General features: G+C 66.6%; 32 protein-coding genes and 1 tRNA gene. 13 read left to right on the top strand and 20 right to left on the bottom strand.

Annotated elements, in window-relative coordinates:
• Window positions 1–972: 972 nt before the first annotated feature.
• From LHP98_RS16105 to LHP98_RS16130, 6 genes are all read left to right on the top strand, one after another.
• Window positions 973–1,116, top strand: a complete 144-nt coding sequence (locus tag LHP98_RS16105) for a Mu-like prophage major head subunit gpT family protein (RefSeq protein WP_227253581.1) — start codon at window positions 973–975, stop codon at window positions 1,114–1,116.
• A 9-nt stretch (window positions 1,117–1,125) separates the two neighbouring features.
• Window positions 1,126–1,455 carry a Mu-like prophage major head subunit gpT family protein gene (locus LHP98_RS16110; RefSeq protein WP_264473829.1) on the top strand — a complete coding sequence of 110 codons (330 nt, stop codon included), beginning with the start codon at window positions 1,126–1,128 and terminating at the stop codon, window positions 1,453–1,455.
• Complete coding sequence (locus LHP98_RS16115) at window positions 1,440–1,709, top strand: hypothetical protein (RefSeq protein WP_227253583.1); 270 nt, start codon at window positions 1,440–1,442, stop codon at window positions 1,707–1,709. Before LHP98_RS16110 ends, LHP98_RS16115 begins: the two co-directional genes overlap by 16 nt.
• On the top strand, window positions 1,706–2,293 hold the full coding sequence (locus LHP98_RS16120) for a hypothetical protein (protein ID WP_227253584.1): 588 nt from the start codon (window positions 1,706–1,708) through the stop codon (window positions 2,291–2,293). The genes LHP98_RS16115 and LHP98_RS16120 overlap by 4 nt, the downstream gene beginning before the upstream one ends.
• 121 nt (window positions 2,294–2,414) lie before the next feature.
• Window positions 2,415–2,717 carry a hypothetical protein gene (locus LHP98_RS16125; RefSeq protein WP_227253585.1) on the top strand — a complete coding sequence of 101 codons (303 nt, stop codon included), beginning with the start codon at window positions 2,415–2,417 and terminating at the stop codon, window positions 2,715–2,717.
• Window positions 2,718–2,923: 206 nt separating this feature from the next.
• Window positions 2,924–4,267, top strand: a complete 1,344-nt coding sequence (locus LHP98_RS16130) for an 8-oxoguanine deaminase (protein WP_227253586.1) — start codon at window positions 2,924–2,926, stop codon at window positions 4,265–4,267.
• A 4-nt stretch (window positions 4,268–4,271) separates the two neighbouring features.
• On the opposite strand, the gene LHP98_RS16135 is transcribed toward LHP98_RS16130, so the two are convergent.
• Complete coding sequence (locus LHP98_RS16135; protein ID WP_227253587.1) at window positions 4,272–4,742, bottom strand: hypothetical protein; 471 nt, start codon at window positions 4,740–4,742, stop codon at window positions 4,272–4,274.
• 311 nt (window positions 4,743–5,053) lie between these two features.
• Here LHP98_RS16135 and LHP98_RS16140 point away from each other — a divergent pair, with 311 nt between their 5' ends.
• Entirely contained in the window at window positions 5,054–5,371 is a 318-nt protein-coding gene (locus tag LHP98_RS16140) for a ribonuclease E inhibitor RraB (protein ID WP_227253588.1), read from the top strand.
• 181 nt (window positions 5,372–5,552) lie between these two features.
• Complete coding sequence (locus LHP98_RS16145; protein WP_227253589.1) at window positions 5,553–6,155, top strand: CHAP domain-containing protein; 603 nt, start codon at window positions 5,553–5,555, stop codon at window positions 6,153–6,155.
• Here LHP98_RS16145 and guaD read toward each other — a convergent pair.
• Window positions 6,141–7,424, bottom strand: coding sequence for a guanine deaminase (guaD, locus tag LHP98_RS16150; protein WP_227253590.1), 1,284 nt, complete (start codon window positions 7,422–7,424; stop codon window positions 6,141–6,143). The two genes, LHP98_RS16145 and guaD, sit on opposite strands and share 15 nt — an antisense overlap.
• Window positions 7,425–7,580: 156 nt before the next feature.
• Here guaD and mgtE point away from each other — a divergent pair, with 156 nt between their 5' ends.
• The 3 genes from mgtE (at window position 7,581) to LHP98_RS16165 (ending at window position 10,195) form a co-directional block, all read left to right on the top strand.
• The gene (gene mgtE / locus LHP98_RS16155) at window positions 7,581–8,951 is read left to right on the top strand and encodes a magnesium transporter (RefSeq protein ID WP_227253591.1); all 1,371 of its coding nucleotides are present in this window, start codon (window positions 7,581–7,583) and stop codon (window positions 8,949–8,951) included.
• Window positions 8,948–9,502 carry a 5-formyltetrahydrofolate cyclo-ligase gene (locus LHP98_RS16160; protein WP_227253592.1) on the top strand — a complete coding sequence of 185 codons (555 nt, stop codon included), beginning with the start codon at window positions 8,948–8,950 and terminating at the stop codon, window positions 9,500–9,502. Before mgtE ends, LHP98_RS16160 begins: the two co-directional genes overlap by 4 nt.
• Window positions 9,503–9,628: 126 nt before the next feature.
• A complete protein-coding gene (locus LHP98_RS16165) occupies window positions 9,629–10,195 on the top strand; it encodes a hypothetical protein (protein WP_227253593.1) in 567 nt (188 codons plus the stop codon).
• A 15-nt stretch (window positions 10,196–10,210) separates the two neighbouring features.
• Here the strand turns inward: LHP98_RS16165 and LHP98_RS16170 are convergent, their stop codons facing one another.
• From LHP98_RS16170 to LHP98_RS16240, 15 genes are all read right to left on the bottom strand, one after another.
• Window positions 10,211–11,539 carry an ATPase gene (locus tag LHP98_RS16170; RefSeq protein ID WP_227253594.1) on the bottom strand — a complete coding sequence of 443 codons (1,329 nt, stop codon included), beginning with the start codon at window positions 11,537–11,539 and terminating at the stop codon, window positions 10,211–10,213.
• A 61-nt stretch (window positions 11,540–11,600) separates the two neighbouring features.
• Window positions 11,601–12,104, bottom strand: coding sequence for a prepilin peptidase (locus LHP98_RS16175; RefSeq protein WP_227253595.1), 504 nt, complete (start codon window positions 12,102–12,104; stop codon window positions 11,601–11,603).
• Window positions 12,105–12,108: 4 nt separating this feature from the next.
• Window positions 12,109–12,966, bottom strand: coding sequence for a tetratricopeptide repeat protein (locus tag LHP98_RS16180; RefSeq protein ID WP_227253596.1), 858 nt, complete (start codon window positions 12,964–12,966; stop codon window positions 12,109–12,111).
• Window positions 12,967–13,028: 62 nt separating this feature from the next.
• A complete protein-coding gene (locus LHP98_RS16185) occupies window positions 13,029–13,586 on the bottom strand; it encodes a tetratricopeptide repeat protein (protein WP_413687720.1) in 558 nt (185 codons plus the stop codon).
• A 10-nt stretch (window positions 13,587–13,596) separates the two neighbouring features.
• A complete protein-coding gene (locus tag LHP98_RS16190) occupies window positions 13,597–14,577 on the bottom strand; it encodes a type II secretion system F family protein (RefSeq protein ID WP_227253598.1) in 981 nt (326 codons plus the stop codon).
• Between the two features lie 10 nt (window positions 14,578–14,587).
• The gene (locus tag LHP98_RS16195) at window positions 14,588–15,556 is read right to left on the bottom strand and encodes a type II secretion system F family protein (protein WP_227253599.1); all 969 of its coding nucleotides are present in this window, start codon (window positions 15,554–15,556) and stop codon (window positions 14,588–14,590) included.
• A gap of 12 nt (window positions 15,557–15,568) precedes the next feature.
• Window positions 15,569–17,032, bottom strand: coding sequence for a CpaF family protein (locus tag LHP98_RS16200; RefSeq protein WP_227253600.1), 1,464 nt, complete (start codon window positions 17,030–17,032; stop codon window positions 15,569–15,571).
• Between the two features lie 23 nt (window positions 17,033–17,055).
• Complete coding sequence (locus LHP98_RS16205; RefSeq protein ID WP_227253601.1) at window positions 17,056–18,324, bottom strand: AAA family ATPase; 1,269 nt, start codon at window positions 18,322–18,324, stop codon at window positions 17,056–17,058.
• Window positions 18,325–18,579: 255 nt separating this feature from the next.
• Window positions 18,580–19,263, bottom strand: a complete 684-nt coding sequence (locus LHP98_RS16210) for an OmpA family protein (RefSeq protein WP_227253602.1) — start codon at window positions 19,261–19,263, stop codon at window positions 18,580–18,582.
• Between the two features lie 4 nt (window positions 19,264–19,267).
• Window positions 19,268–20,674: a type II and III secretion system protein family protein gene (locus tag LHP98_RS16215; RefSeq protein WP_227253603.1), complete on the bottom strand. Its 1,407-nt coding sequence runs from the start codon at window positions 20,672–20,674 to the stop codon at window positions 19,268–19,270.
• A gap of 206 nt (window positions 20,675–20,880) precedes the next feature.
• Entirely contained in the window at window positions 20,881–21,837 is a 957-nt protein-coding gene (cpaB, locus tag LHP98_RS16220; RefSeq protein WP_227253604.1) for a Flp pilus assembly protein CpaB, read from the bottom strand.
• Window positions 21,838–21,921: 84 nt separating this feature from the next.
• The gene (locus tag LHP98_RS16225; protein WP_413687721.1) at window positions 21,922–22,098 is read right to left on the bottom strand and encodes a hypothetical protein; all 177 of its coding nucleotides are present in this window, start codon (window positions 22,096–22,098) and stop codon (window positions 21,922–21,924) included.
• A 231-nt stretch (window positions 22,099–22,329) separates the two neighbouring features.
• Window positions 22,330–22,518: a Flp family type IVb pilin gene (locus tag LHP98_RS16230; RefSeq protein WP_227253606.1), complete on the bottom strand. Its 189-nt coding sequence runs from the start codon at window positions 22,516–22,518 to the stop codon at window positions 22,330–22,332.
• Window positions 22,519–23,059: 541 nt separating this feature from the next.
• Window positions 23,060–23,248 carry a Flp family type IVb pilin gene (locus LHP98_RS16235; protein WP_319638959.1) on the bottom strand — a complete coding sequence of 63 codons (189 nt, stop codon included), beginning with the start codon at window positions 23,246–23,248 and terminating at the stop codon, window positions 23,060–23,062.
• A gap of 373 nt (window positions 23,249–23,621) precedes the next feature.
• A complete protein-coding gene (locus LHP98_RS16240) occupies window positions 23,622–23,810 on the bottom strand; it encodes a Flp family type IVb pilin (RefSeq protein ID WP_227253686.1) in 189 nt (62 codons plus the stop codon).
• 365 nt (window positions 23,811–24,175) lie between these two features.
• Here LHP98_RS16240 and LHP98_RS16245 point away from each other — a divergent pair, with 365 nt between their 5' ends.
• Window positions 24,176–25,021, top strand: coding sequence for a lytic transglycosylase domain-containing protein (locus LHP98_RS16245; protein ID WP_413687722.1), 846 nt, complete (start codon window positions 24,176–24,178; stop codon window positions 25,019–25,021).
• 118 nt (window positions 25,022–25,139) lie between these two features.
• Here the strand turns inward: LHP98_RS16245 and LHP98_RS16250 are convergent, their stop codons facing one another.
• Genes LHP98_RS16250 through LHP98_RS16260 form a run of 3 tightly spaced genes read right to left on the bottom strand, consistent with a single transcriptional unit; the run spans window position 25,140 to window position 26,713 of the window.
• The gene (locus LHP98_RS16250; RefSeq protein ID WP_227253608.1) at window positions 25,140–25,769 is read right to left on the bottom strand and encodes a 3-oxoacid CoA-transferase subunit B; all 630 of its coding nucleotides are present in this window, start codon (window positions 25,767–25,769) and stop codon (window positions 25,140–25,142) included.
• Between the two features lies 1 nt (window position 25,770).
• Window positions 25,771–26,001 (bottom strand): hypothetical protein, encoded by a 231-nt coding sequence (locus LHP98_RS16255; protein ID WP_227253609.1) that lies wholly within the window; start codon window positions 25,999–26,001, stop codon window positions 25,771–25,773.
• A gap of 13 nt (window positions 26,002–26,014) precedes the next feature.
• The gene (locus LHP98_RS16260; RefSeq protein WP_227253610.1) at window positions 26,015–26,713 is read right to left on the bottom strand and encodes a CoA transferase subunit A; all 699 of its coding nucleotides are present in this window, start codon (window positions 26,711–26,713) and stop codon (window positions 26,015–26,017) included.
• Between the two features lie 163 nt (window positions 26,714–26,876).
• Here LHP98_RS16260 and LHP98_RS16265 point away from each other — a divergent pair.
• Window positions 26,877–26,962: transfer RNA gene (locus tag LHP98_RS16265), tRNA-Leu, on the top strand.
• Window positions 26,963–26,978 lie beyond the last annotated feature (16 nt).

Here is a 26,978-nt window from a genome sequence, read left to right on the forward strand (position 1 = left end):
GTTCGGCAGGCGCCTTCGTCGTCACGAGGTTCTTTCTCATCTCCACCTCCATGTGGGGTCAAGATGAGCCGCAAACCCTCCGCCACGCAATCACGCCAAACTGTTCCATGGGTGCTGATGCCGGACACCGGACAGGAAGACCCCCGCCGAGGCATTCGCCCCAGCGGCTTGACCTGTGCAGAGCCCGCTGGGTCGATACAGCGCCTCGCTGCGGTTCCTCACGGCCGCGGTCGCGCCGAAGGTGATCACCGCGCTCAAGGCGAAGAAGGCCCGCCCGCGCAAGGCGGCGTGACCGGATCGAAGCGAAGGGCGAGGGCGGGCCGAAGGGCCCGCCCCTTGGCGTTGCAGGTCCGGGCCGCGAAAGGGCCTCTCGCCCTCGCCACCCCCATACCCTCGGAAACCCGGCACCCCGTCTAAGAGACACCGGAAACCGCTTCAATCACGCAAATGCGGCGCCGACCCTGGCTGTCGCTGGGCGGCGGCACCTTGAACGGGCTTTTCGGCCGTGCCATTCGGGGCTCCTGGCATCGTCACCCTCTCATGCAGGATGAGGGAACGCCCAGGGCGTAGCGGCAGGGGACGCGCCAGACCGCCCCCTCGCTTGACGCCGCACGCCGCCGGGCGCATCTTCCGGGGGCTGGCGTGACACGGTGACATTCTCGCGGCCGTAGCACGGTCTCCCGACCGGAGCGTCATGCAGGGTTTCCGGGCAACCGGGGGCGAGGCCCTGCCGCCAGCGCCCGCGCGGTGTACCCCGATGGGCAAGGGGGCGCACCTTCAATGGGGCGTTGATGCCGGTTCAAGTCCGGCCCCGCGCGGTCCAAGTCTTCCCGTTCCCCGTCACGGCCCGGCCCTTGCGGATGCCCCGCAAGGGCTTGCGGCTGTTTCGCCTTGTCCCGGTCCCTTACGGTTCTTCCCGAGAGGCAGGCGGCCCCAGCGCCGCGCCTGACGCAACTCAAGGGACCGCATCCGATGCTGATCAACAAGTCCGTCCTGGACCTGGCCTTCCGGGGCTTCAAGCCCGTCTATTCCCAAGCGAACCTTGAGGCTTCGTCCGAGTTCGAGAAGACCGCGATGACGGTGCCGAGCGCCAGCCGCGACGAAACCTGTGCCTGAATCGGCAACCTGCCGAAGATGCGCGAATGGATCGGGCCGCGGGTGGTCAACAACCTGTCGGCCTACGGCTTCACCATCACGAACCGCAAGTTCGAATCGACCGTCTCCGTTTCCCGCGAAGACATCGCGGATGGCCGGCTTGGCACCTTCAAGCCGGCCTTCGCCGAAATGGGCGGCATGGCCCGCCGCCACCCGGACGAGCTGATCTTCGGCCTGCTGAAGAATGGCTTCAACTCCCCGCCCATGACGTTGCCCGCCCTCCCGAAGCCCTGCGCGATGGCCCAGGTCGCGCCCTATGTCGAATGCCTGGGGCCGAGGCTGCGGTGCGGTTTCTGCTGACCTTCGGCGGGGCCGAGCTCTACCTTGCCGCCGATCCGAAGGGCCGCAGCTCGGCCGAGGCCGTTGTCGGGGCCGAAGGCGTTGCCCGCATGGCGGATCACACCCGCATCGGCCAGCGCGCCCGCGTGCCTCTCGCCCGCGCCTGGTTGGCCGTGATGCTGCATTGGCAAGGCCATTCCACCGCCGGAATCGCCCGCACCATCCGCGCCCCGGATGTGTCGGTGCGCCGGTGGATCAAGGAGGGAAGGGCGTGATTGGCTTCGTCGCGGGTTTCGGGCGGTGCGGCACGTCGCTTGCTTGTGCGATGCTGGCCGCGGGCGGCTTGCAGGTGGCCGGGTTGGCGCCGGTCTTCGAGGACCACCGCTTTTCGCCGCGGCGCACCGATCCGGCCTGGCGGCTGGCGCAGACCGGCCGCGTCGTCAAATGGGTCTGCCCGCTGACGACATGGTGCCCGGACAAGGCGCAAGGTCGCGTTCTGTGGCTGGACCGCAACCCCGAAGAACAGGTGAAATCTAAGGTCAAGCTTGCTCTCGCCTGCGGCAAGCGCCGAACCGATCCGGGCAAGATGGCACAGGAGATCGCGGCACAGATCAGGCATCACACCGCGGGCGCCGATGCCTTGGCAGGGGAACAAGGGCCGGTCGAGCGACTTGCCTTCGAAGACCTGCTGGCCGATCCGCTGTATGGGGCAAGGCGCCTGGCTTCGTTCTTCCGGCCCTTCGGTGTGCTGGACGTGGCGGCGGCGGCGGCCGTTGTCCGGCCGCGCACACCGGACTGCCGGCCCGACCTTGAGGTGGATGTGGGCAAGCTTCGCCTGGGGCTCTTCAGCCATGCCTGACCGTCGCGACCCGCGAACACTGGCACGGGATGCCCGGGCCGGACTGGACGCCGCCCGAGCCGCCCTGACCGGCCTTTCAACGGCCCTTCAAGAGGGCGTCAAAACCCCCGTTTGAAGGCCCTTGAACGCCGCCACATGGCGCGCCCAGCACCGCCGCGGAACGCTGTCCAAGCTGGAAACCGACCCCGATCTCCGCGCCTTCGTCCTGGCCCGGATCGACCGCCTCACCTTCGAAGAGACAGCGCCCGAAGTCGCCGCCGCCTTCCCGCCCGACCGCCGCACCGGGGTCAGCCGGGCACCGCTGGTGGCACCGCTGGGGCAGACCGCGCCCCCCTCAATCGCGAAATCCTGGCTGTCATCGGCAAATCCCGATATTCGCCAGCCGTTGTCAGACCTTGCGATCTGCAACCCCCAGACCTTGTGAACACAGACATCAGGCGTCTCCTCGGGCGGGGGGCGCTGCCCCCGTCTTCGCGTGCCGCGAAGACTCCCCCGGGGTATTTGGGCCAAGATGAAGGGGCTTGAGGCGGTTCGGGCCGGGGCGGTAGGCTTGCGGCTGCGGGTCCGAGTCCTTTGCCTCTTCTGTCGGGCCGCCGGGTGCGTTTCCCCGAAGAGGCCGGAGCGAACGCGATGTCCGACATCCTGATCCGCAAGGCCGCCGTGGTGGTGACGATGAACACTGCGCGCGACGAGATTGCCGGCGGCGACGTGTTGATCCGCGGCGGGGTGGTGGCCGCGGTGGGGCAGGGGTTGGCGGTGCCCGCCGGCGCCGAGGTGGTGGAGGCGGCGGGCTGCGTGGTGAGCCCGGGTCTGGTGAACACCCATCATCACCTGTTCCAGACTCTGACCCGCGCCGTTCCGGGCGGCCAGGACGCGCTGCTGTTCGGCTGGCTGAAGACACTGTATCCGATCTGGTCGCGGTTCGGGCCGGACGAGGTGTTCGTCTCGGCCCAGGTCGGGCTGGCGGAACTGGCGCTGTCGGGCTGCACGCTGACCTCGGACCATCTGTATCTTTTCCCCAACGGCGCGCGGCTGGATGACACCATCGCCGCGGCGGCCGAGGTCGGGTTGCGGTTCCATCCCACGCGTGGGGCGATGAGCATCGGCGCGTCGTCTGGCGGCCTGCCGCCCGATGCGCTGGTCGAAGCCGAGGCGGCGATCCTGAACGACATGGTGCGGGTGGTGGATGCCTTCCACGACCCCCGGCCCGGGGCAATGGTGCGGGTCGGGCTGGCGCCCTGTTCGCCGTTCTCGGTCTCGCGCGCGTTGATGCGCGAGACGGCGGTTCTGGCGCGCGACAAGCGGGTGCGGCTGCACACCCACCTGGCCGAGAATGACGAGGACGTGGCCTATTCCCTGGCGCAGTTCGGCTGCCGGCCGGGGCAATATGCCGAAGACCTGGGCTGGGTCGGCGAGGATGTCTGGCACGCCCATTGCGTCAAGCTGGACGCGGCCGAGATCGGGCTGTTCGCGCGCACCGCGACCGGGGTGGCGCATTGCCCCTGTTCGAACTGCCGGCTGGGCAGCGGCATCGCGCCGGTGCGGGCGATGCGCGATGCCGGCGTGCGGGTCGGGCTGGGGGTGGATGGCAGCGCCTCGAACGACGCCGGCAACCTGGCGGCCGAGATGCGGCAGGCGATGCTGTTGCAGCGGGTCAGTCTGGGGGCGGATGCGATGTCCGCGCGTGAGGCGCTTGAGATCGCCACCCTGGGCGGCGCTCAGGTGCTGGGGCGCGACGACTGCGGCAGCCTTGCGCCGGGCCGGCGGGCGGACCTGGCGGTCTGGGATGTCTCGGGGCTGGAGACGGCGGGGGCCTGGGACCCGGTGGCGGCGCTGGTGCTGTGCGGGCCGCCGCGCGTGCGCGACCTTTTCGTCGAAGGCCGGCCGGTGGTGCGCGGCGGGCAGATCACCACGCTGGACCTGCCGCGGGTGATCGAGCGGCAGGTCCGGCTGGCGCGCACCTTGGCGGCGTAAGGGATCAGGCGCGCTGGCCGGTGCCGACCAGCCCCGCCAGCAGAAGGATCACCGCGCCAGCGCCCCATGCCCAGGCGCCCAGACCCATCAGTCCGGTGGCCTGATTGGCGATTTCCGACAGGTCGTTGGTGCCGGGCACCGGCACGCCCAGATCCAGTGCGCCCTGGCGGGCCTGGAAGAAGGTGTAGCCGACCACACCGACCGCCGCGCCACCGGTGACCAGCGCCAGCCCGCGCGAGACCACGCCCAGGATGGCCAGGATCAGGAACAGGGCCGCCAGCACGAAGGTGGCCAGGAAGACCAGCAATGCCGGCGACGATTCGCTGGCGAAGCTCTGCAGGGCATCGGTGCTGAGGTCGAGGGACTTGATCAGGTCCCAGGGCACGAAGCCAGAGCCGGCCTGGCCAAGGTTCATCCAGGGCAGGAACAGGCTGACGACCATGGCCGCAGCAGCAAGCAAGGCGAGGGCACGCATCGGAGCCTCCTAAAGATGGTGCGAACCGATAAAGGCCGGGCGCGGCCCCAGGGTCAAGCGGTCACGGCGACGCGGTCCAGTGTCAGGCAGGGCCGCCTTGCCCTGGCCCGCCGCCGTGCACAAGAAACTCGGAAAACCCGAGACGATCAAGAGCATGCAGAAAAATCATGCGATCGCAGCCGGACGGCCTGCACAATCCGCCATCAAGCAGGGCGATTGCCCGACCGCAACGCCCGCCCGCAAAGCCCCGTGTCTGCTGCCCGACCGGCAACAGCGGTTGAGGCGCCGGAACCGGCGGGCTAGAAGGTGGAATGAGCCACGACTTCGCCCGCCAGCGCCGCGAGACCTTTGACACCTTCCGGGCCTCGAAGGGGGTGAAACTGCCGGCGCGTGCGGTGGTGGACTTCGCCTTCTTCGTCGAAGAGACGGATGCCGACTGGGCCGCCTTCGAACGCGCGCTCAAGGCCAAGGGGTTCCGCACCCGGCGGCTGGAAGACGGCGAGACGGTGATCGCCTCGGTCGGGCCGGTGGCGGTGACGGCCGAGGAAATCTGGCGTTGGGAGGAACTGGCGACCGACATCGCCCTGCGCCACGATTTCTATCCCGACGGCTGGGAACTGGACCTGTAGCACAGGCCGATCCCGCGCGCGGGTCGCGCCGGCCTGGCACCTGAAGGCGCATCTTGCTGGCGCCATTTGGCGGATTCTTGCCGGGCCGCGGACGGGTCCCTTGCCTTGATTGCCGGATCGGGCAAGCGTTTGCGCGCCAAAAATCGGCACGCCACGCCAAGGCACCTGGGGACAGAAGTTCGTGACACGCAACCGCGCCGCATCGCTGCGACTGCCGTTTGTCGGCATCCTTCTGGCCCTGCTTGGCGCCTGCTCGGCGCCGGCCACCCGCAATGAGCCGCCGCCGCCGCTTGAGGTGCACGTCTCCACCAAGCAGGCCGTGGTCGAGGCACAGACCAAGCGCGCCCGGGGCGAGCGGGTCTGGTGCGTGCCCTTCGCCCGCACCGCCAGCGGGATTGCGATCCGCGGTAATGCCGAAACCTGGTGGGCCTCGGCCAAGGGACTTTTCGCGCGCGGGAATGATCCGGCGATCGGCTCGGTCATGGTGTTCTCGGGCACCAGCAAGTTGCCGATGGGTCATGTGGCCGTGGTATCCTCGGTCGTCTCCGAGCGTGAGATCCACATCGACCACGCCAACTGGAAACGCAACCAGGTCTCGCTGGGGATGTCGGTGATCGACGTCTCGCAGGCCGGCGACTGGTCGGCGGTCAAGGTCGAATCGAACCCCGGCGCCTATGGCCGGGTCTATCCGATCAGCGGGTTCATCTATCCGCAGTCGGTTGCCGCCCCCCCAGCCGCCTCCGCCGCCCCGACGGTGGTGGTCAGCACCTCAGGCACGAACTGAGGGCTTGCCGCCCAGCCAGACCGAGCGGATGGCGCGGTCGTCGCCCATCATGATGGTCGGAAACAGGGCCTGCCACAGGGTTTCGGCCCGGCGGGTGGCCTGTTCGATGGCCGGCGTCGAGGCCAGGTCCACCACCACAAGGTCCGCCTCCAGCCCCGGGGCGATGTTGCCAATCTGGCTTTCGGCCCGCAGCGCCCGGGCGCTGCCGACCGTCGCCAGCCACCACAGCTGCGCCGGATGCAGCGACTGGTGGCGCAGCTGGGCCACCTCATAGGCCGCGGCCATGGTGCGCAGCATGGAAAACGACGACCCGCCGCCGGTGTCGGTGGCCAGCCCCACCCGCACCTGCGTGGCCAGCCCCATGTCGAACAGCCCCGAGCCGATGAAGGTGTTCGAGGTCGGGCAATGCACCAGACTTGCCCCGGCCTCGATCAGCCGGGCGCGCTCGCGCGGGGTCAGGTGGATGGCATGGCCGAAGACCGCCCCTTCGCGCAGCAGGCCCGTGGATTCGTAGGTGTCCAGATAGTCGCGCGCCTGGGGAAACAGCGCGTGGACCCAGGCAATTTCGTCGGGCTGTTCGCAAAGGTGGGTCTGCATCAGGCAATCGGGGTATTCCGCCCACAGCGCGCCCAGGGCCTGAAGCTGCCCGGGCGTCGAGGTGGGCGAAAACCGCGGCGTGATGACATAGGACAGCCGGTCCGTCCCGTGCCACTTGGCAATCAGGGCTTTCGACTCGTCATAGGCCGATTGCGCGGTGTCGCACAGCCCGGCAGGCGCGTTGCGGTCCATGCAGGTCTTGCCGGCATAGGCGCGCATTCCGCGCGACCGGGCGGCGGCAAAGAAGGCCTCGACGCTGCCGGGATGGATCGTGCAATAGCTTGCGACGGTCGTGGTGCCCTGCGCCGTCACCAGGTCCAGGTAGCGCCCGGCAATCTTGGCCGCATAGGCGGGGTCGGAGAAGCGCATCTCCTCGGGGAAGGTGTAGTGGTTCAGCCAGTCGATCAGCCGCTTGCCCCAGGAGGCGATGATCGCGGTCTGCGGATAATGCGCATGGGCGTCGATGAACCCCGCCGAAATCAGCGCGCGGCCGTAGTCGTGCCGCCTTGCCTGCGGATGGGCGGCGCGCAGGGCGGCGGCCTCGCCGACGGCGACAATCTTTCCGGCGCTGACCAGCACAGCGCCATCAGCGATGTGGCGGGCGGCGGCGGGGCCGTCCACGAAGGGATCGCCCACGAAGCTGAGCACCTGGCCCAGAAGAAGATCGGCCATCGGCGGTCGTCCTTTCCTTGCAACCTCCCCAGAATAAGGGGTCGGCGGCGAAAGGAAATCCGCTGCTTTCCCCCTGTCTCGCGGAAACCGCATCCGGTAGGCTTGCCGCAGACGCCAAAGGCAGGGCGCAGGACGACGGGGCGCAAGAGGGGCGGCATGGCCGAAGACCGCAGCGGCATCGACGAGGAAGAGGCGCGGCTGATGCGCCTCGATGAGGTGCTGGCCGCGGTCGAAACGGCGGATGCGACGCGGCTGGAAGCCCTGCTGGATGACCTGCACCCGGCCGACATCGCCGACATCCTGGAGCAGATCTCGTCCGACGACCGGGCCTCGCTGCTGGCGCTGTGGCATGGCGGTATAGACGGAGACGTGCTGTCGGAAATCGACGATTCGATCCGCGAAGAGGTGATCGAGTCGCTGCCCGACGAGGTGGTCGCCGAGGCGGTGCGGGAACTTGAATCCGACGACCTGGTCGACATTCTTGAAGACCTTGAGGCCCCGGCGCAGGAAAAGATTCTCGACGCGCTGGAAGACGCCGACCGGGTGGCGGTGGAACAGGCGCTGTCCTACCCGGAAGGCAGCGCCGGCCGCCTGATGCAGCGCGAGACGGTGGTGGCGCCCGAGCACTGGACGGTGGGCGAGGCGACCGATTTCCTGCGCGGGGCGGAATGGCTGCCTGACCAGTTCTACCACGTCATCCTGACCGATCCGCGCATGCACCCCACCGGCTATGTCACGCTGGGGCGCATCCTGTCCTCGGGCCGCGACACGCGGCTGAAGGACATTGCCGAGGACAGCTTCCGCACCGTGCAGGCGACCGAGGCCGAGGCCGACGTGGCCTATATCTTCAACCAGTACCACCTGATCAGCTGCCCCGTGGTCGATGCCGGCGGGCGGCTGGTCGGCGTCGTCACCATCGACGACGCGATGAATGTGCAGGACGAAGAGCATGAGGAAGACATGCTGCGCCTGGCCGGCGTGGGCGAGGAAAGCGCGATCTCGGACGGCGTGTTCGAGACCGTCAGGCAGCGCATCCCCTGGCTTCTGGTGAACCTGCTCACCGCCAATGTCTCGGCGCTGGTGATCGGCCAGTTCTCGGGCACCATCGGCGCCATCGTGGCGCTGGCCGCGCTGATGCCGATCATCGCCTCGATGGGCGGCAATGCCGGCACCCAAAGCCTGACGGTTGCCGTGCGGGCGCTGGCCACGCGCGATCTGACCGGCGCGAACGCAATGCGCGTGGTCCGGCGCGAGGCGGCGGTGGGGCTGGTCAACGGGCTGGTCTTTGCCACCCTGATGGGGGCGGTGGGCTGGCTTGTGCTTGGCATGCCGATGCTGGGGCTGGTGCTGGGGCTGGCCATGGTGATCAACCTGATCGTGGCGGCACTGGGCGGCATCCTGGTGCCGCTGTGGCTGGACCGGCTGGGCCTTGACCCCGCGCTGGCCTCGGGCACCTTCGTCACCACGCTGACCGATGTGGTCGGCTTCTTCGTCTTCCTCGGCCTTGCGACCGTGTTGCTGCTGTGACCGACCTGGCCGCAAGCAAGGCCCGCGCCCGCGAGACCGCCTTTGCCGCCCGCGCCGCGGCGCATGCCCGGGGCCAGGGCCAGGCGGCGGAAATCCTTGCGGATTTCCTGGCGCCCCATCGCGACTTGCCGCTGTCAGGCTACATGGCGATGCGGACCGAGGTCGACCCCCTGGCGGCAATGGCGGCGCACCCCGGCCCGGTCGGCGTGCCGGTGATCCTGGGCCGCGGCCAGCCCTTGAGGTTCCGCGAATGGTCGCCCGGCTGCGCCCTGGTCGAGGGCGCCTTCAAGGCGCTGATCCCGGCCGAAGGCGCCTGGATCGAGCCGGAAGTGCTGATCGTGCCGCTGCTGGCCTTCGACGCCCGCGGCTACCGGCTGGGCTATGGCGGCGGCTTCTACGACCGCACGCTGCAAGGCCTGCGCGCGCGCCACAAGGTGCTGGCCGTGGGCTTCGCCTTTGCCGCGCAAGAGGTGGACGCGGTGCCGACCGAACCCACCGACCAGCGGCTGGATGCCATCGTCACCGAAACCGGCGTCCGGCGCTTCGGTTAGGCCGGGAACCGATTTCCGAAGCCGGAAATCGGGGACGGAATTCGACTTCGAATTCCGGGTCTCTGCGGATGACCTGCCTTGCGCGCGGCATCCGGCAAAGACAGACTGCGCGGAAAGGAGATTTCCATGATCCGTTTCACCGCGCTCTCCCTGGCCTGTCTCGCCCCGCTCGCCGCCCTGGCCGATTGTCCCGACCCATCGGCCCCGCTGACCAGGGTGTCCTACGATTCCGGCGCCACGATGGAAGTGCTGTCGCGCGACGGTGACACCGTGGTGTTCCGCCAGACCATCGCCAAGACCGGCAAGGTCGTCGAGATGACGGTAAGATCGGCCAACTTCACCCTGTCCGCCCTGCGCGACGGCGAAGGCGCGGTGTTCGACTGGAAATCCGCGCTGCCCTCCGCCGCCGACTACACCCCCGGCGCGACCTTTTCGGCCGAGGCGATCCTCACCACGCCCGGCCTGCTGCCGCCGCGGCCTTTCACGACCGAGGTCCAGGTGCTGGGCGAAGAGACCGTCACCATCGCCGGCTGCCCGTTCCCGGCCCTGAAGATGCTGGTCAAGTCCACCGAAGGCGGGCAATCGCTGGGCAGCAACACCAAATGGGTCCACATGCCCACCCTGGTCTCGCTGAAAAGCGTGGTCGAGGACCGTGGCGAGACCCGGCCGCAAGCCGCGGTCGAGGTCGAATAGCGCGCCGGCCCGGCCCTAGTGCGCGATGTCTTCCTGGCGGACGAACATGTTGCCCCAGGCGCGGTCGATCAGGTCGGGGGTCATCTGGGTGGGGATGCCCTCGAACTCGCACATGGCGATCATCTGGTCGATCAGGAAGGTGGGCTGGTAATTGGCATAGTTGTTGTTGATGGTCGGGAAGCGGACCTTCAACAGATGCATCAGCGTCTTTTCGTCCAGCGGCATCTTCTTCTTGCGCGCCACCATGGCAAAGATCTTCAGGAAGTTGGCCTGGTCCGGCCCGTCGATCTTGATCTTGAAGAAGATCCGGCGAAGTGCTGCGCCGTCGAAGATCTCGTTCGGGTGGAAGTTGGTGGAAAAGATCACCAGCGTGTCGAAGGGCACGGTGAACTTTTCGCCCGATTGCAGCGCCAGGATGTCGCGGCTTTCCTCCAGCGGCACGATCCAGCGGTTGACGATCTTTTGCGGCGGCTCGGCCTGGCGGCCAAGGTCGTCGATGATGAAGATGCCGCCGGTGGCCTTGAGCTGCAGCGGCGCCTGATAGGTGCGCGCGGTCGGGTTGTAGGCCAGGTCCAGCATGTCCAGCGAAAGCTCGCCGCCGGTGATCACGCTCGGCCGCTCGCAGAAGACATAGCGGTTGTCGTAGCGGTTCGAGGTGCGGCGCAGCGCGGTGGGGTCGTCGACCGCGGATTCGGCGGCGGCATGGACGATGGGGTCATAGACGCTGATCACCTGGCCGGAATATTCAATGGCCCGAGGCACATAGACCTTGTCACCGATGGCGGCGCGGATGCCGTGGCTGATACTGGACTTGCCGTTGCCGGGCGGGCCATAGAACAGGATCGACCGGCCAGCGGTCACCGCCGGGCCAAGGTTCGAGATCAGGTCGGGCGGCAGGATCAGGTGGCCCATGCCGCTCAGCAGCTGTTCGCGCGACAGCTTGATGTTGCGGATCGACTGCCGCTTGACCTGCTCGGCATAATGCGCCAGCGGCACCGGGCAGGCGCCGTAGTATTCCGATTGCGACAGCGCATCCAGCGCGCGGCTCTTGCCGGCGTCGGTCAACTGGTAGCCCATCTCGTTGCCGGCATTGGCGTGCAGCGTGCCGGTCGCCTCGATCAGGCGCTGGCCGCGGGCAAGGTCCACCAGTTCCTGTACCAGCGGCACCTGCAACGCCATCACCCGTGACAGCGCGCTGACCAGGTCCAGGTTGGTACGGAACACCGTCTTCAACAGCAGGTCGCGCAGCATCACGATGTTGATGCCGGTGTCGGCCAGGGTCCGCGGACTGGGCGGCGACTGCACGCCCGCCGTCTGCGGCGCCGGGTTGAGCTGCACGTTCATGTTCTTCCCCCTGACCATGGCAGATCCTCTGCTTGGTTACCCGAGGTAACGGGAAAACATGTCAGCCTTTGGGCAGGAAGGCGGCGAGAAGGTAGAACAGCACCATGCCGGAGAGGGCCAGGCCCATGGGGAACTTGGGGCTGTCCCAGCTTTTCCAGTCGGGCGTCGCGCGGCGGAAGGCGGGCACATGCTTCAGCCCGCGGTGCGCGGCAAAGGCGGCCAGCGAACAGGCGGCGTACAGCGCCAGGATCAGCCGGACATCGCCGCCGACGAAGACGGGCGACATCGCGGCGGCGAACTTGGCATCGCCGGCGCCGAACAGCCCGGCGGCATTGCCGACGAACCCGGCCAGCAGCACGATGGCCATGATCGCAAAGCCCCAGAGCCAAAGGTTCAGCGGCACCGCCAGCCAGCCGACCAGCGGCCAGACCGCGGCCATGGCCAGCACCGCCTTGTTGGGGATCTTCATCACCTTCATGTCCGACCACGCCACCCACAGCGCAATCGGGATCACCAAGGGCAGAAGCACCAGCGCGGTGCGCAGGGCCGGCAGGGCAAAGTCCATCGCGTCAGTTCACCACGTTGCCGTCCATAGCCTCCAGGCTGCGCGCGGCGGCCTCGAAATGCTGCGGATGGGTGTCTATGGCCTGCTGCAACAGGCCCTTGCCGACCGACACGTCGCCCTGCTTGATGGCCGCAAGCGCCATCGTGTACAGCAGCTCTGCCCGTTCGGTCTGGCTCATCTCGACCACCGGAAGGTCGTACTTGCGCTGGGCGGCGCGCGACATTGCCAGGTTGTTCTTGGCGGTGAACATCGTCGGGTCGTATTTCAGCGCCTCGGTGAACAGCCGCTCGGCGCCCGGGTAATCCTTGCGGGTCAGCTTGGAGAAGCCCCAGTTGTTCAGCACCCCGGCCGGCTTTTCGGTCAGCCCGGTGGCGATCTCGTAGAAGCTGTCGGCCTTCTTCCAGTTCCGCTCGCTGTCGGCGATCATCGCTTCCAGCCGGTAGCGGTCAAAGGTCTCGTGCGTGGGCGGCACCGAGTTCAGCGTCGCCTTGGCCTTGTCCCACAGGTTGGCGCGGATCTGCGCGTCGGCCAGCATCACCTTGTCTTCGTTGGTGCCGTCGGCGGACAGCGTCACCTTCTCCCAGACCTGCGCGGCCTCCAGCGGCTTGCCGGCGCGCACCAGCGACTTTGCCAGGCCGCGCATCAGGTCCACCCGACCGGGGGCCTTGGCCAGCGCGCCCTGGAAATAGGCCACCGATTCATCCGGGTCGCCCACCGTCAGCATGATGTCGTTGAGGTTGGACTCGTCGATGACGTTGACGTCCTTGAGCGCGCGCTGGACCTCGGCATCGGAATTGGCCTGACAGCCTGCAAGAAATGCCGTGCCGCTGAGGCACAGCACCAGAACGACAGGATGGCGCATTGTTCTAGCGTCCTTTTTTCGTTGACTGCTCTTCGTTCACTGCTCGGGAATGCCTTGGCCCGTCAAAGCTGCGTCAGAAGGACATATCGACCCTTCTCCCGCCGCACGAGCTGGAATTCGCCCTCTTCTTCAGCGCCATCATATACGGTGGCCTCGGTTTTCGCGATAGCCAGTTTCAGGTTGTCGCGGATCGAGTCCGATTGGCCACTGTCCAGCGCATAGGCCTTCTGGAATACCGTGCGGGCCTCGCCGTCCTTGCCCTGTTCCATCAGCACGACGCCCAGGTTGTTCAGCGCCGGCACAAAGGACGGATCGTCCTCCAGCGCCCTGCGCAGGACCTGCTCGGCCTGGCCCAGCCGGCCCAGCTTGAGATTGGCCGACCCGATCGCCGACAGGGTATCGACGTTCACCCCGCGTTCGGCCGCGGCGCGATAATAGGCCTTCAGCGCCAGTTCGTATTCGCCCGCCTCCATCAGACGGTGGCCGACGATCAGGCCATCCACCGACTCCTCCCGGGGGTTGACCCCGAACGGCGTGCTGCGCGAAACGCCCGGGCCGCCCATGTTGCCACAGGCGGCCAGAAGAAGTGCCATCAGGAAGGCTGCACCCGGTCTTGTCACATCTGCCCCTTCAGGGCCCGCCGACCGCCCCGCCGCCCAGCATCTGGGCGATGCCATAGACCGAAGGGCCAATGAGAATGATCATCAGTGGCGGAACCGTGAACAGCATAGTGCCAAGCGTCAGCTTCGTCGGCAAGATGTTCGCCTTCTCTTCGGCGCGCATCACGCGTTTGTCGCGCATGTCCGCGGAATAGACCCGCAGCGCTTCGGCGACCGAGGTGCCGAAGGTGGCCGACTGCACCAGCGTGGTCACGAAGCTGGCCACATCGGGCACGCCGACACGCTCGGCCATGTCCTTCAGCACCTGCACCCGTTCCTTGCCGGCCTTGACCTCGTTCGCCACCATGTCGAATTCGTCGGCCAGGGCCGGATAGCCGGCGCGGCTTTCGCGGCCGACGCGGATGATCGACTGGTCCAGCGACTGCCCGGCCTCGACGCAGACCAGCATCATGTCCAACGCGTCGGGAAAGCCCTGGATGATCTCGGTCTGGCGCTTGGCGACCCGCTTGGTCACCCAGTATTGCGGCAGGTAGTAGCCGATGGCCGCAGGCATCAGCGTGTAAAGGATCATCGACTGCGTCGACATCTCGGTCGTGGCCGACTGCACCAGCGTGTAGATCACGCCAAGCACCAGAAAGCCCACGCCCAGAACCAGCTTGGCGGCATGGAACACCCGGACCGAGGACTTTTCGGGATAGCCCGCGCGCAGCAGCCTGAGCCGGACCGCCGAAAGCTCTTCGGCCTTCTGCGGTTCCAGGAAATGCGCATAGCGTTCAAGCTTTTCGCCGCGGCCGGTCGCGCGGCGCAGCTTCTTGTCGGTGGCGCCGGCCGGCCGGGTCTGTTCCTTGAGTTCGGAGAACCGGTCGCGCTGCTTGCGCAGCATGGTCGGCAGCGCGATCAGGATCAGCAGAACGCCCAGCAGGCCGACCACGATGAACGGCCCCAGCGGGCCGAGGGCGTTCTTCAGGGCTTCGTTGACGGTGGTGAACATTGCCCTGCCCTCAGACCTTGATGTTGACCATGATCTTCATGAAGATCACGTTGATGACGAGGAAGGCGCAGACCACCAGCGCGGCAGGGATAAAGGCCGCGGTCTCCTTGACCTCATCGTAATAGGTCGGCTGCAGCACGTTGATCATCACCAGTGCGGCGATCGGAAAGCCCGACAGGAACATGCCCGACCATTTCGCCTCGGCGGTGATGGCGCGGACGCGGCGGAACAGCTTGAAGCGGGCCCGGATCACCTTGGCTAGGCCTTCCAGGATCTCGGCCAGGTTGCCGCCCGATTGCTGCTGGATCGACACGGCCACCGCAAGGAAGCGCAGGTCCTGGCTGTCCATCCGCTCGGCAAAGGCTTTCAGGCTTTCGGCAACGTCGCGACCATAGGCCGCCTCGTCTGCGATCACGCCGAATTCGGTGCCCAAGGGATCGGGGATTTCCTTGGCGACAATGCCGATGGCGCTGCTGAACGGGTGCCCGACGCGCAAGGACCGGACCATCAGTTCCACCGCATCCGGCAATTGTTCTTCCAGCAGCGACATGCGCTTCTTGGCCTTGTTGTTCACCCAGACATAGACGCCGCCCACGCCCATCGCGACGGCGACGATGGCGCGGACCGCGGGGTCGGCCGAGGTGCCCAGCGTCAGGCCCAGGAAGGAAAACACCGATAGGCCCGCCATGATGCCGATCAGCGCCTTGGGAGAGAAGGCGATGTTCGCCCGCTGCGCCTTCTTCGCCAGAATCGAATACAGCGGAATCGACTTCGAATTCAGGTGCTGGTTCATCTCCTTGCGAAGTTGTTCCAGCACCTGTTCGCGGTTGCCGTTCTTTTCCAAGAGCGTCAGGCGGCGCGAGATTCGGCTGTTGAGGCTGATCGACTTGCCGAAGACCGTCAGGTAGATGCCCTCGACCAGGACCACGACGGCCACGAAGATGAGGACGTAGATAAGCGGTGCCGCACTGATTTCCATGCTGTTCGGTCCTCAGGCAATGGGTTCGTAGATCGTCGGCGGCAGGTCGAAACCCCACTGACGGAAACGTTCGGAATAGGCGCTGCGAATGCCGGTCGCGTTGAAGCGGCCGATGATCTTGCCCGAAGGCTCGATCCCCAGGCGCTCGTAGCGAAAGATTTCCTGCATCGAGATCACGTCGCCTTCCATGCCGGTGATTTCGGTCACCGATGTCATGCGGCGCGAACCGTCCTGCAGGCGGCTGGCCTGCACGATCAGGTTGACCGCGCTGGCGATCTGGCTGCGCATCGCCTTCAGCGGCATCTCGATGCCGGCCATGGCGACCATGTTTTCCAGACGGCTGACGGCGTCGCGCGGGTTGTTGGCGTGGATCGTGGTCATCGACCCGTCGTGGCCGGTGTTCATGGCCTGCAGCATGTCGATGACTTCCTCGCCGCGGGTTTCGCCGACGATGATGCGGTCGGGACGCATCCGCAGGGCGTTGCGCAGGCAGTCGCGCTGGGTGACCGCGCCCTTGCCTTCGACGTTGGCGGGGCGGCTTTCCATCCGGCCGACGTGGACCTGCTGCAGCTGAAGTTCCGCGGTGTCCTCGATCGTCAGCACGCGCTCCTGGTTGTCGACAAAGCTGGACAGCGCGTTCAGCGTGGTGGTCTTGCCCGAGCCCGTCCCGCCCGAGACGATGATGTTCAGCCGGGTGGAGACGGCGGCCTGCAGATAGGCGGCCATTTCCTCGGTGAAGGCGCCGAACCGGACCAGATCCTCGATCCGCAGCTTTTCCTTCTTGAACTTCCGGATCGAGACCAGCGAGCCGTCCACCGCCACCGGCGGCACCATGCAGTTGAAACGGCTGCCGTCCTGCAGACGGGCGTCGCAATAGGGGTTGCTCTCGTCGACCCGGCGGCCCACGGCCGACACGATCTTGTCGATGATCCGCAGCAGGTGGCGTTCGTCGCGGAAGGTGACGTCGGTCAGTTCCAGCTTGCCCGAGCGTTCGACGAACACCCGCTGCGGGCCGTTGACCAGAATGTCGTTGACGGTGTCGTCCTTCAGCAGCGGTTCCAGCGGGCCAAGGCCCATCACCTCGTCATACAGCTCCTGCACCAGGGTGGTGCGGTCGTCCTTGTTCAGCGCCACCGACATCTCGTCCAGCGCCTCGTTGGCCAGCGACGAGATCTCGGACTTCAGGTTCTGCTCGCTGGCATGTTCCAGCGCCGACAGGTTCAGCGTTTCCAGCAGCCGCTTGTGGATGTCGAGCTTCAGCTCCATCAGGCGCTCTTTGCGCTTCTTCTCCTTGTCCACCGCAATGGTCTCGGCCGGGCTGCGGCCGGCCATCGCGGGCGCGGCCGGACGCGGCGCCATCATCGCGGGCTTCGGCGCGACGGCCGGGGCGGCGGCGGGGCGCGATGCGCCCGCGGTCGCCGGGGCAGGGGCGCCGCTGCGGGCGGGAGGAGCGTCTTTGCGGAAGCGGCTGAACACGAGTCAGGTCCCCTTGGTTGGTCTCAGGCCTTGCCGGCCTCGGTGGCGCGGTTCAGGTCGAAAAGCGATTTCGCAAGCTTTTGCAGTTCCTTGCGCAGCGGATTCTTGACCGCGTTCACCGCCAGCGGCAGGCCGTGGTCGTTGGCCTGGGTGACCTGGCTGCCGCCATCGGGCAATTGCACCTCGATGTCGATGTCCAGGCTTTCGGCCATCCGCTTGACCCGCGACTTCGCCGACAGGTCGGTGAACTTGGGCGCCCGGTTCAGCACATAGCGCAGCTTGTCATGCGGCAGCGCCTCGGCCTTCAGCGCCCGCACGAAGCGCAGGATGTTCTGCGCATTGCGCAGGTCCAGTTCCAGCATGGCGAAATAGACATGCGCCCGGGTCAGCACCGCCTCGGTCCAGGCCACCACGGCGGTGGGCATGTCGATCACCACGAAGTCGAAGTTCGCCAGCACCATGTCCAGCAGCCGGCCCAGATCCTCGCCCGAGACGATGTCCAGCGGCAGCATGTCGTTGGGCGCGGTGAAGACGTGCAGCTTCTCGTTGAAGGTCTGCATCGACTTCAGCAGCGAATCGCTGTCCTGCGAGCCAAGGTCGGTCAGCACCTCGAAGATCGCATCCTTGCGCGGCAGGTCCAGGTAGGTGGCCACCGCGCCGAACTGCAGGTTCAGGTCCATCAGGCAGACCCGCGGCGGGTCCTTCGGATCGACCGTGGCCAGCTCCCAGGCCAGGTTCACCGCAAAGGTCGAGGTGCCGGTGCCGCCGGCCATGCCATGCACCGGCAAAAGCACGCCCTGGCGGTCGCCCTTGGCCTTGAAGCTGGGCGGCGGCAGCGCCTCTTCGGGCGGCAGCGCCGGGGCCGGGGCCGCGGCCACCGGGTCCGGGGCGCGGACGCGCTCGATGGCATCGTGCAGCGCGCCCTCCGGCAGCGGATAGGGCACGAAATCCTCGGCCCCCAGGCGCATCAGCTGGTGCAGCGCCATCGGGCTGATCTGGTTGGCGACGAGAATCACCTTCACCTTGCGCGCCTTGGCGGCGCGGATCACCTCGGTGATGCGGCTCAGATCGCCCTCGTCCTCGGCGTCGACGGCGACGGCGATGAACTGAAGCGAGGCCGAATCGGGCTGGTCCAGGAACACCAGGGCATCGTCAAAGCCCAGATCGCCCCAGGCCTCGCCCAGTTCGGCTTCCATGTCGTCGATGAGAATCTCGAAATTCTGCACGTCGCGCGACACCGTGCACGCAACGATTGGCGCCGGATCCGGCTGAAGGGTCGCCACACTCGTCATTTCGCCTTCCGTCCTTTACCTTTGCGGCACCCGATCCCCTGGCGCGCCGGTTCGAACCGGTGGCGTGCAAAGAGGCCGGGCACCGGGCGCAAGACCATTCTGGCCCCACGCGACCGTTCCCATTACGTGCAAGGTGACCGGGGATATTGGCGAGATTGGGGCCGAAACGGCGTCAATCTTTGATATTTGCCCGGATCGAAACGAACAAAGGCCGGGCGTGCGGCCCGGCCTTTGGAAAATGCGCTGTCCGGGCCGTCAGCCGCCGTCGCCGGGGTTCGTGGCCGTGGTGATGATGGTGTTCACCGGATGCGGCCGCTCGGCCAGGCTGGTGATGCTGCCGGGGTTGGCGTAGGTGCGCCAGACGATCTGGGCATACTTGCCGTTCAGCACCAGCGGGTGGCCCTTCACAAAGCCCGAGACCTCGGTCACCGTGCGGCGGTTGCGCTGTTCCGGCTGGTTGGTCTGGATCAGCGGCCGGGTCTTGCCGTAGCTGACCACCGCTTCCAGTCTGGACCGGGAAATGCCCTGCGAAACCAGGTAGTTCACCACCGCCTTGGCGCGCCGCAGGCCCAGGTTGTAGTTGTAGCCCTGGCTGCCGACCAGATCGGTATGGCCGAACACCTTGAAGCGCACTTCCGGGAACTGCTTGATGAAGTTGGCCTGCCTTTGCAGCACGGCCATCGCTTCGGGCGTCAGTTCGGCCCGGTCGAATTCGAAGGTGACGGTGTCCGTCACCTCGGCCGCAAAGCGCTGGGCCAGGGCGACGGTGTATTCCATCTCGCCGGTCTGCAGCAGCGTGTTGTTCATGGTGGCGTTGCCGAACTGGCCCTTGTCCACCTCGGCGCCCTGCTCCCTGTCGAAGCTGGTCGAGGTGTCGCCGCAAGCCGCAATCGCCAGCAGGCAGCAGGTGGCCATCAGTCTGGATTGGATGCGCGACATCGCCTTACTCCATCACGTAGCCGTAAGAGGACGAGAAGTCTTGCCGCGCGACCTCGCCCGCGGCGCCCTTCGGGCCGCCGGCGACGTCGCCGAACAGGAACAACTCGCGCTCGGTGGGGATGCGGACGCGGTCGGTGGGCAGCGCCAGCGCCTCGCCCTGCACCGGGGTCACCAGGTGCGGCGTGACGATGATCACCAGTTCCGACTGGGCCCGTTGGTATTCGGCGCTGCGGAACAGCGACCCCAGGATCGGAATGTCGCCGATCCAGGGCAGCTGGTTGTTCAGGTTGCGGAAATCGTCCTGCAGCAGGCCGGCGATGGCAAAGCTCTGGCCGTCGCGCATCTCGACCGTGGTCGAGGTCTCGCGGCGCTTGAAGGCGTTGATCGAGAAGCCTTCCGATTCGATCGCGATGGTGGTGTCGATCGACGACACGGCCGCGTTGATCGTCAGGTTGATGATGTCGCCATCGACGACGACCGGGGTAAAGTTCAACTCCACGCCGAACGGCTTGTATTCGATCTTGATGCCGTCGTTGTCGGGCACCGGAACCGGGTATTCGCCGCCGGCCAGGAACTTGGCTTCCTGGCCCGACAGTGCGGTCAGGTTCGGTTCGGCCAGGGTGCGCACCATGCCCTTGGTTTCCAGCGCCTCAAGCAGCACGGCGAATTCCACCGACCCGGCGGTAAAGCCCAGGGCAAGGGCGCCGTTGGCGGTGTTGCGGGCCGTCAGCGTGGGCGCGTTGATGCCGTTGCCGGGGTTCAGCCAGGTGCCGGACTCGCCGATGATGCCGACGTCGGCGGTCGCCGGGTTCACGTTGCCGATGGCCAGTGAGGACGACAGGTTCTTCGACACCGACCGCTGCATCTCGGCGAAGCGCACCTTCAGCATCACCTGCTGGGTGCCGCCGACGACCATCAGGTTCGACACCCGGTCGGGGGCATAGCGGTTGGCCAGGTCCAGCGCCCGGTCCAGCTTGGCGGTCGAGCTGACCGTGCCCGACAGCACGATGCCGTCGTTCGCGGTGCGCACCTCGATCGACTCGCCGGGCAGGATCTGCTGCAGACGCTCCTTGAACTCGGCGATGTCGGGGGTGACGTGGACATCGACGTTCGAGATCAGTTTGCCGTCCGGCGACAAGAGCGTCAGCGTCGTGCGGCCCGGCGCCTTGCCCAGGACGTAGATCGATCGGTCCGACAGCGTCGAGATATCGGCGATGCCGGGGTTGGCGATCGAAAGTTCCGCGAAGGGAACGTCGCTTTCGACAACGACGGCCCGGTTCATCGGCACGTTCAGCGCGCTCGAGGCCTGCCCTGTCATCACGCGCAGGACTTCGGCCGATGCCGGCGTCAGGCCGGAGGCGGTGATCACCGCTCCGAACAGGCCGGCTGCAACGAAGGTCTTCATGCTCATGTGATCTGCCCTTTCGATCACGCCTCGGTCTGGGTCTTCTTTGCCCATATTCCGCGCCAGATTGCAGGACGCGGTGTTTTTTTGCAAGAATCAAATGGTTGGAGGCCGATCCTTATGTGGATAACCTGCAACACGTCGCAACAAATGGTAAATGAAACGGGCGCGGACCCCAGATTCTGTGCCCCGCGCCCGCAATGTCGACCCGCTCAGTTGGTGCAGGGGATCTCGACGTCCACCATCTCTGACCCCTTGCGGGTCTTGATGGTGCAGACTTCCGGCGCCTCGACCTGGATCACTTCCTTCTGCTCGATGCCCAGCAGCGCATTGCCGTCCACCTCGATCAGGCCGGCCGTGGAATCGTCCGACGTGGCGACCAGCGACATCGCAAGCCGGCCGGTGGCCTGCGCCTGCGCCAGCCGCGCCACCTGCTCGGGAGAGGCCGCGACCGTCACCGTGCGCGCCACCGTCCCGACCGAGCTCTGACCCTCGCCCGAGGCCTGGTCCACCGCGATCACGCGCACCGCGCTTTCGATCAGCCGGGTCACGTCGCCGGCAAACTCGCCGCTGCTGGACCCGGTCCAGTAGATGTCGATCAGGTCCTCCGGCATCACGAAGCCGGCCACGCCCGAGGCGACATCGACCTTGATCTGGAACGCGCGCATGCCCTTTTCCAGCTTCCCGGTCAGGCCCGCCATCTCGCCGGGTTCGGTCACGCGGGTGGCCAGGATGATCTCGTTCGGCTCGAACGAGCGCATCGCGAAGCGCGGCTTGTCCTCGTTCTCGGGGAACAGCACCGGCCGCGGCTTGGCCGCTGCCGCGTCATCGGACTTGGCCGCCGCGGCGGTGGCATCGCCCTTCGCCGCGGTCGAGGCGGCGGCCGCCTTGCTGGCATCGGTCGGCGGTTTCGGAACCAGGAACGCACCCTCGGGCAGGAACTTCTCCTGCAGGTAGATCACCTGGACATCCGCCTCGGTGATCGCGGTGCCGAACTTCAGCGCCTTGTTGGTCGCATAGACCTCGACCAGCTTGCCGACCTTTTCGCGATAGGCCCGCGCCCGCACCAGTTCGGCCTGCGACTGGCTCATGAAATTCTGCGCCATGTAGACGGCGACGCCCGCAAGCGCCATGCCGACCACCAGCACCAATGCAAAGACTGCCCTCATTCCCAAGTCCTTTCGAACCCAACGCCCCGCCACATGGCTGCGGCGGGGTCATGCCCCGGAGGCGGCCCTGGACGGGCCGCGCCCCTATTCCAGGAATTCCCCGTATTCGGTGACCTTATCGCCAACGCTTTCCGACACGTCCACCATGGACACGCGCATCGAGGCGATCAGGACGATGATCTGAATCCCCAGGATCAGGGCGGTCAGCACCACCCAGTCGACGGTGATCGCCCCATCTTCGTCTCGTGCGAAGGTTTTCATCGCTTTCAGCATTGCGGTCTCCGAACGCTCTTTGGCACGACTTGCGGCCATACATCCCTGAATTTTCCGTGCGATTGCGGCGAAACTGTGGGTCTTCCGCGAGGATTTCTGGAAGATTGGCAATTTTGGCGCAGCTCGGATCGGCGGTATCTTGCCAGCCTGGCAAGGGAAAGGCCGCGCCCCGGCAGGAGACGCGGCCCTTCAGGACGACCGGGAAACCCGGCGTCAGGCTCAGAAGTCCTTGTCGGCTTCGTCGATTTCGGTCGCGATCGAGCCGGACAGGCCGACGATGGCCGGGCGGATGGCACCCATGACGATCAGGCCAAGGCCGACGACGGCGGCGGTCAGCACGACCCAGTCAACGGTCACGGCACCGTCTTCGTCTTTCTTGAAGCGCTTCAGCAGGTTCAGCATTTTCATTTCTTGATCCCTTTCCAGGTGCTCAGGTTGTCATCTCCGCCACGGTGGTCGCTTGGTTGGGCCTCTGTTCCGCCCCAAGCTCCGTTCGGGATGGGCTCATAAAGCCCCCCAATCGTGGCAAGGTTTGGGTCGCCAACCGGGCAAATGCGGCAATTCCGAGAATTCTTGCCCCCTTGCGGGAAACAGCGCGCAATCACCGTTTCTTGCGGCCCGGGATGCGGCCGATTCACTCGCCGGGTCTGGCGGGGCCTGTCCGGCTGGCGCGAAGGGGGGGCGACGCGGGGTGCGCCCCGCAAGCCGCGCCCCGCAACCTGCGCCTTGCGGACTGGCATGATGGCGCGCGTCCACGCGCGCCCGGGCGCGGGTCGCCGGCAGCTGGCGCAGCCGGGGCGGCAGTCTGGCCGAACTGCCCGGGCCGGGACCCGGCGCGTCCGGGCTGGCCGGCAACTGCTTTTTCGTCAGGCTGAAATGACAAGGGCCGCGTCCAGCGGCGCGGCCCATCTGCCCGCTGGGGGGCAGATCCTGTCTGGTGGTCAATCGATCAGAAGTCCTTGTCGGCCTCGTCGATCTCGGTCGCAATCGAATTCGACAGCCCCGTGATCGCCGGCCGGATGGCAGACATGACCACCAGGCCCAAGGCGACAATGGCGGCGGTCAGCACGACCCAGTCGACGGTCACGGCACCGTCTTCATCCCGCTTGAAGCGCCGCACAATGTTCAGCATAGCCATATCGCGTTCCTTCCCAGGTGCTGGTGTCTCAAAATCCGCCACGGTCGGCGCTTGGTCGGGCCATTGTTTCCCGCTCGATCGCCGTTAACGACGTTTTCATATGGCCAGCCAAACGTGGCAACTTTGGGTCGCGCCGGCGCGAATTGCGGCTTTTTTGGGGAATTTGCCCAAGCCAAAAGGGACCGTTCGGCGCGATCTTGCCGACGGTCGGATGGTTGCGGCACCACCGGCCTTGCAGCCAGGCCTTGCAGCCAGCGCTTGGGCTGGTTCTGCGCAGGTCTTGCGGCGCCGGGCGGTCAGGTCACCGGAAAGCAAAAGGCCGCGTCCGGGTGGACGCGGCCCTTCAGTACTGCCGGGAAACCCGGCGTCAGGCTCAGAAGTCCTTGTCGGCTTCGTCGATTTCGGTCGCGATCGAGCCGGACAGGCCGACGATGGCCGGGCGGATGGCGCCCATCACGATGATGCCCAGGCCGACGACGGCGGCGGTCAGCACGACCCAGTCAACGGTCACGGCACCGTCTTCGTCTTTCTTGAAGCGCTTGGCGATATTCAGCAGTTTCAGCATTTCAGTTACCCTTTCCAGGTGCTCAGGTTGTCATCTCCGCTACGGTGGTTGCTTGGTTGGGCCTCTGTTCCGCCCCAAGCTCCGTTCGGGATGGGTGTATATGGCCCCCCAATCGTGGCAGGGTTTGGGAAGGCTCGGGGCATTTTTGGCGCCGCCCGGAAAGCCGCCCGGCTGGCCTGTAACCAGTTGAATCCAATTGATTCATTTTTTGCGCTTGCGGGCGCGGTCGGGCCGGGCGGCGTGATCATTTGGCCGAATCTGGCAGGAATGCCACGATCCGGCGATGATTGTTCTTGGCGGACACGGGAATTCGGTGCAGCCTTGAATGCAGAACAACAAGAGCAGGCATCGCAAAGATGCGCATCCACACAGGCACGGTCCTGGCGATTCTGGTCTTCGCCGCGCTTCCTCATGGGGCCGCGGGCGAAGAGGATTTCACCTTTCGCCGCATCAAGGCGGGCGACCGGGTGTCCGGCAAGCTGATCACGGTGCAGATCGACCCGGTGGAACAGGCCCGCCGTCTTGCGGCGACGGCCTGGAAGGACCCCGCACTCAGGTCCAGCGACCCGCCGGCGGCGGCCGCGGACAACACGCCGGGGCCGGCGCCGAGTTCGTCCTATGCCTGGTTCTGGGATCTGGTGCCGGCCGGCATCGGTGATGTCCAGGGCCGGTTTCCTTCGGCCATGGCGGCATTGTCGCAGGGGCCTGGCGGGGCGCAGGTGGCGGCGCCGCGGATGCAGTCGATGCAGACCATCGCCGAGGTCTACGGCAAGGACATCTTGGGGGCGACGGTGGGCACCAATGTCTCGCCGGCCCTGGTGCTGGCGGTGATGGGGATCGAAAGCGCCGGCAAGTCCGATGCCGTCAGTTCGGCCGGCGCGACCGGGCTGATGCAGTTGATGCCGGACACCGCAAAGCGGTTCGGCGTGACCGATTCAACCGTGCCGGCCCAGAACATCAAGGGCGGGGTGGCCTATCTCGATTGGCTGCTTGACGAATTCGACAATGATCCGCTGATGGCGCTGGCGGCCTACAACGCCGGCGAGGGGGCGGTGAAGGCCAACGGCGGCGTGCCGCCCTATGCCGAGACGCGCGACTATGTGCCCAAGGTGCTGGCGGCCTGGCAGGTGGCGCAGGGGCTGTGCCTGACGCCGCCCGAACTGGTCACCGATCCTTGCGTGTTCGCGGTTCTGGCGGCCGGCGGATAGCGGCGCCGAACCGCCGGCGCGGGCCGCCAAATCTTAACAGATCATGAAGTCGCGCGCGCAAGCCCTTGAGTTCATTGTGGCCAGAGTCTGTCCCATGATGGGACAGGGCAAATCCGGCCTAGTCGACGATGGTCGCCTCGGTGGCCGCGCGCAGCTCTTCCTCGGTCACCCCCGGCGCCAGCTCGACGATGTGCAGGCCCTTGTGCCCCACATCCAGCACGCCCAGGTTCGAGATGATGCGGTCGACCACCGCCTTCCCGGTCAGCGGCAGGGTGCAGTCCTTCAGCACCTTCGATTCGCCGTGCTTGCTGGTGTGGTCCATCACCACCACCACCCGGCCGACGCCGGCCACCAGGTCCATCGCGCCGCCCATGCCCTTGACCAGCTTGCCGGGGATCATCCAGTTCGCCAGGTCGCCCTTTTCGGAGACCTCCATCGCGCCCAGGATCGCCATGGCGATCTTGCCGCCGCGGATCATCGCAAAGCTGGTCGCTGAATCGAAATAGGCCGTCTGCGGCAGCTCGGTGATGGTCTGCTTGCCGGCGTTGATCAGGTCGGCATCCTCTTCCCCCTCGACCGGAAACGGCCCCATCCCCAGCATGCCGTTTTCCGACTGCAGCGTGACATGCACGCCGTCGGGGATGTAGTTTGCCACCAGCGTCGGGATGCCGATCCCGAGGTTCACGTACATGCCGTCGCGCAGTTCCTGTGCGGCGCGGGCGGCCATCTGATTGCGGTCCCAGGGCATCTCAGCTCTCCTTGGAAAGCGCCAGGGCCGCGCGCAGGCCCTCAAGCGAGGTTTCGATCTGGCCAAGGCGATCCGCGATCATCAGCGAGCGCGCGGTATCGATGACCATCTGGTTGTGCGGTTCGGTGCGCTCGGCGGGGAAATGGTCGGCCACGACCTGCCGCGCCAGCGTCACCCAGAGCAGAAAGTCGTCGGCCACCGCCTTCCGCCGGGCCAATCTTGCCTCGGTCATGCCCGCCTCCTTGTCAGCCGCGCGGCCGCACGGTGCGCTGTTCGATGCGCTTTTCGTGCCGGCCGGTGACGATGCGGTGAACGTAGAGGCCCGGCAGGTGGATGCCGTCGGGGTCGAGGCTGCCCAGCGGCACGATTTCCTCGACCTCGGCCACGCAGATGCGGCCGCAGGTCGCCGCGGGCACGTTGAAGTTGCGCGCGGTCTTGCGGAAGACGAGGTTGCCGCTGGTGTCCGCCTTCCAGGCCTTGACGATGGCAAGGTCGGCGACGATGCCGCGCTCCAGGATGTAGGTCTCGCCGTCGAAGTCATGGTGTTCCTTGCCGTCCGCAATGACGGTTCCGACACCGGTGCGGGTGTAGAAGCCGGGGATGCCCGCACCACCGGCGCGCATCCGTTCGGCCAACGTGCCCTGCGGGTTGAATTCCAGCTCCAGCTCTCCCGAGAGATACTGGCGCATGAATTCCGCGTTCTCGCCGACGTAGGACGAGATCATCTTCTTCACTTGCCGCGTCTCCAGCAACTGGCCCAGGCCGAAGCCGTCCACGCCGGCGTTGTTCGAGGCCACCGTCAGCCCCTTCACGCCACTGTCGCGGATGGCCGCGATCAGCAATTCGGGAATGCCGCACAGGCCAAAGCCGCCGGCTGCGATGAACATGCCGTCGTGCAACAGCCCTTCAAGCGCTGCCGCCGCGCCGGGATAGACCTTGGTCATGTCAGAAGACCCCCGCAAACTCTCGACCGCCATAAAGGCGGGGGGCGCAGGCGATGTCAATTGCCGCGCTGCGGCGCCTTGCAGACGGATGTGCCGACTGCCGTTCGCGGACCCTTTCGTCTGGCCCGGCATCGGCTAATCTGCCGGGCGCAGCGCCGGCGCTGCCCGCGTGGTGAAATGGTAGACACAGGGGACTTAAACTCCCCAGGCCGCAAGGCCGTGCCGGTTCAAATCCGGCCGCGGGCACCAGCGCGAGGCTGCACCG

The sequence above is a fragment of the Rhodobacter sp. Har01 genome (genome assembly GCF_020564565.1).
Taxonomy (GTDB): domain Bacteria; phylum Pseudomonadota; class Alphaproteobacteria; order Rhodobacterales; family Rhodobacteraceae; genus Pseudogemmobacter.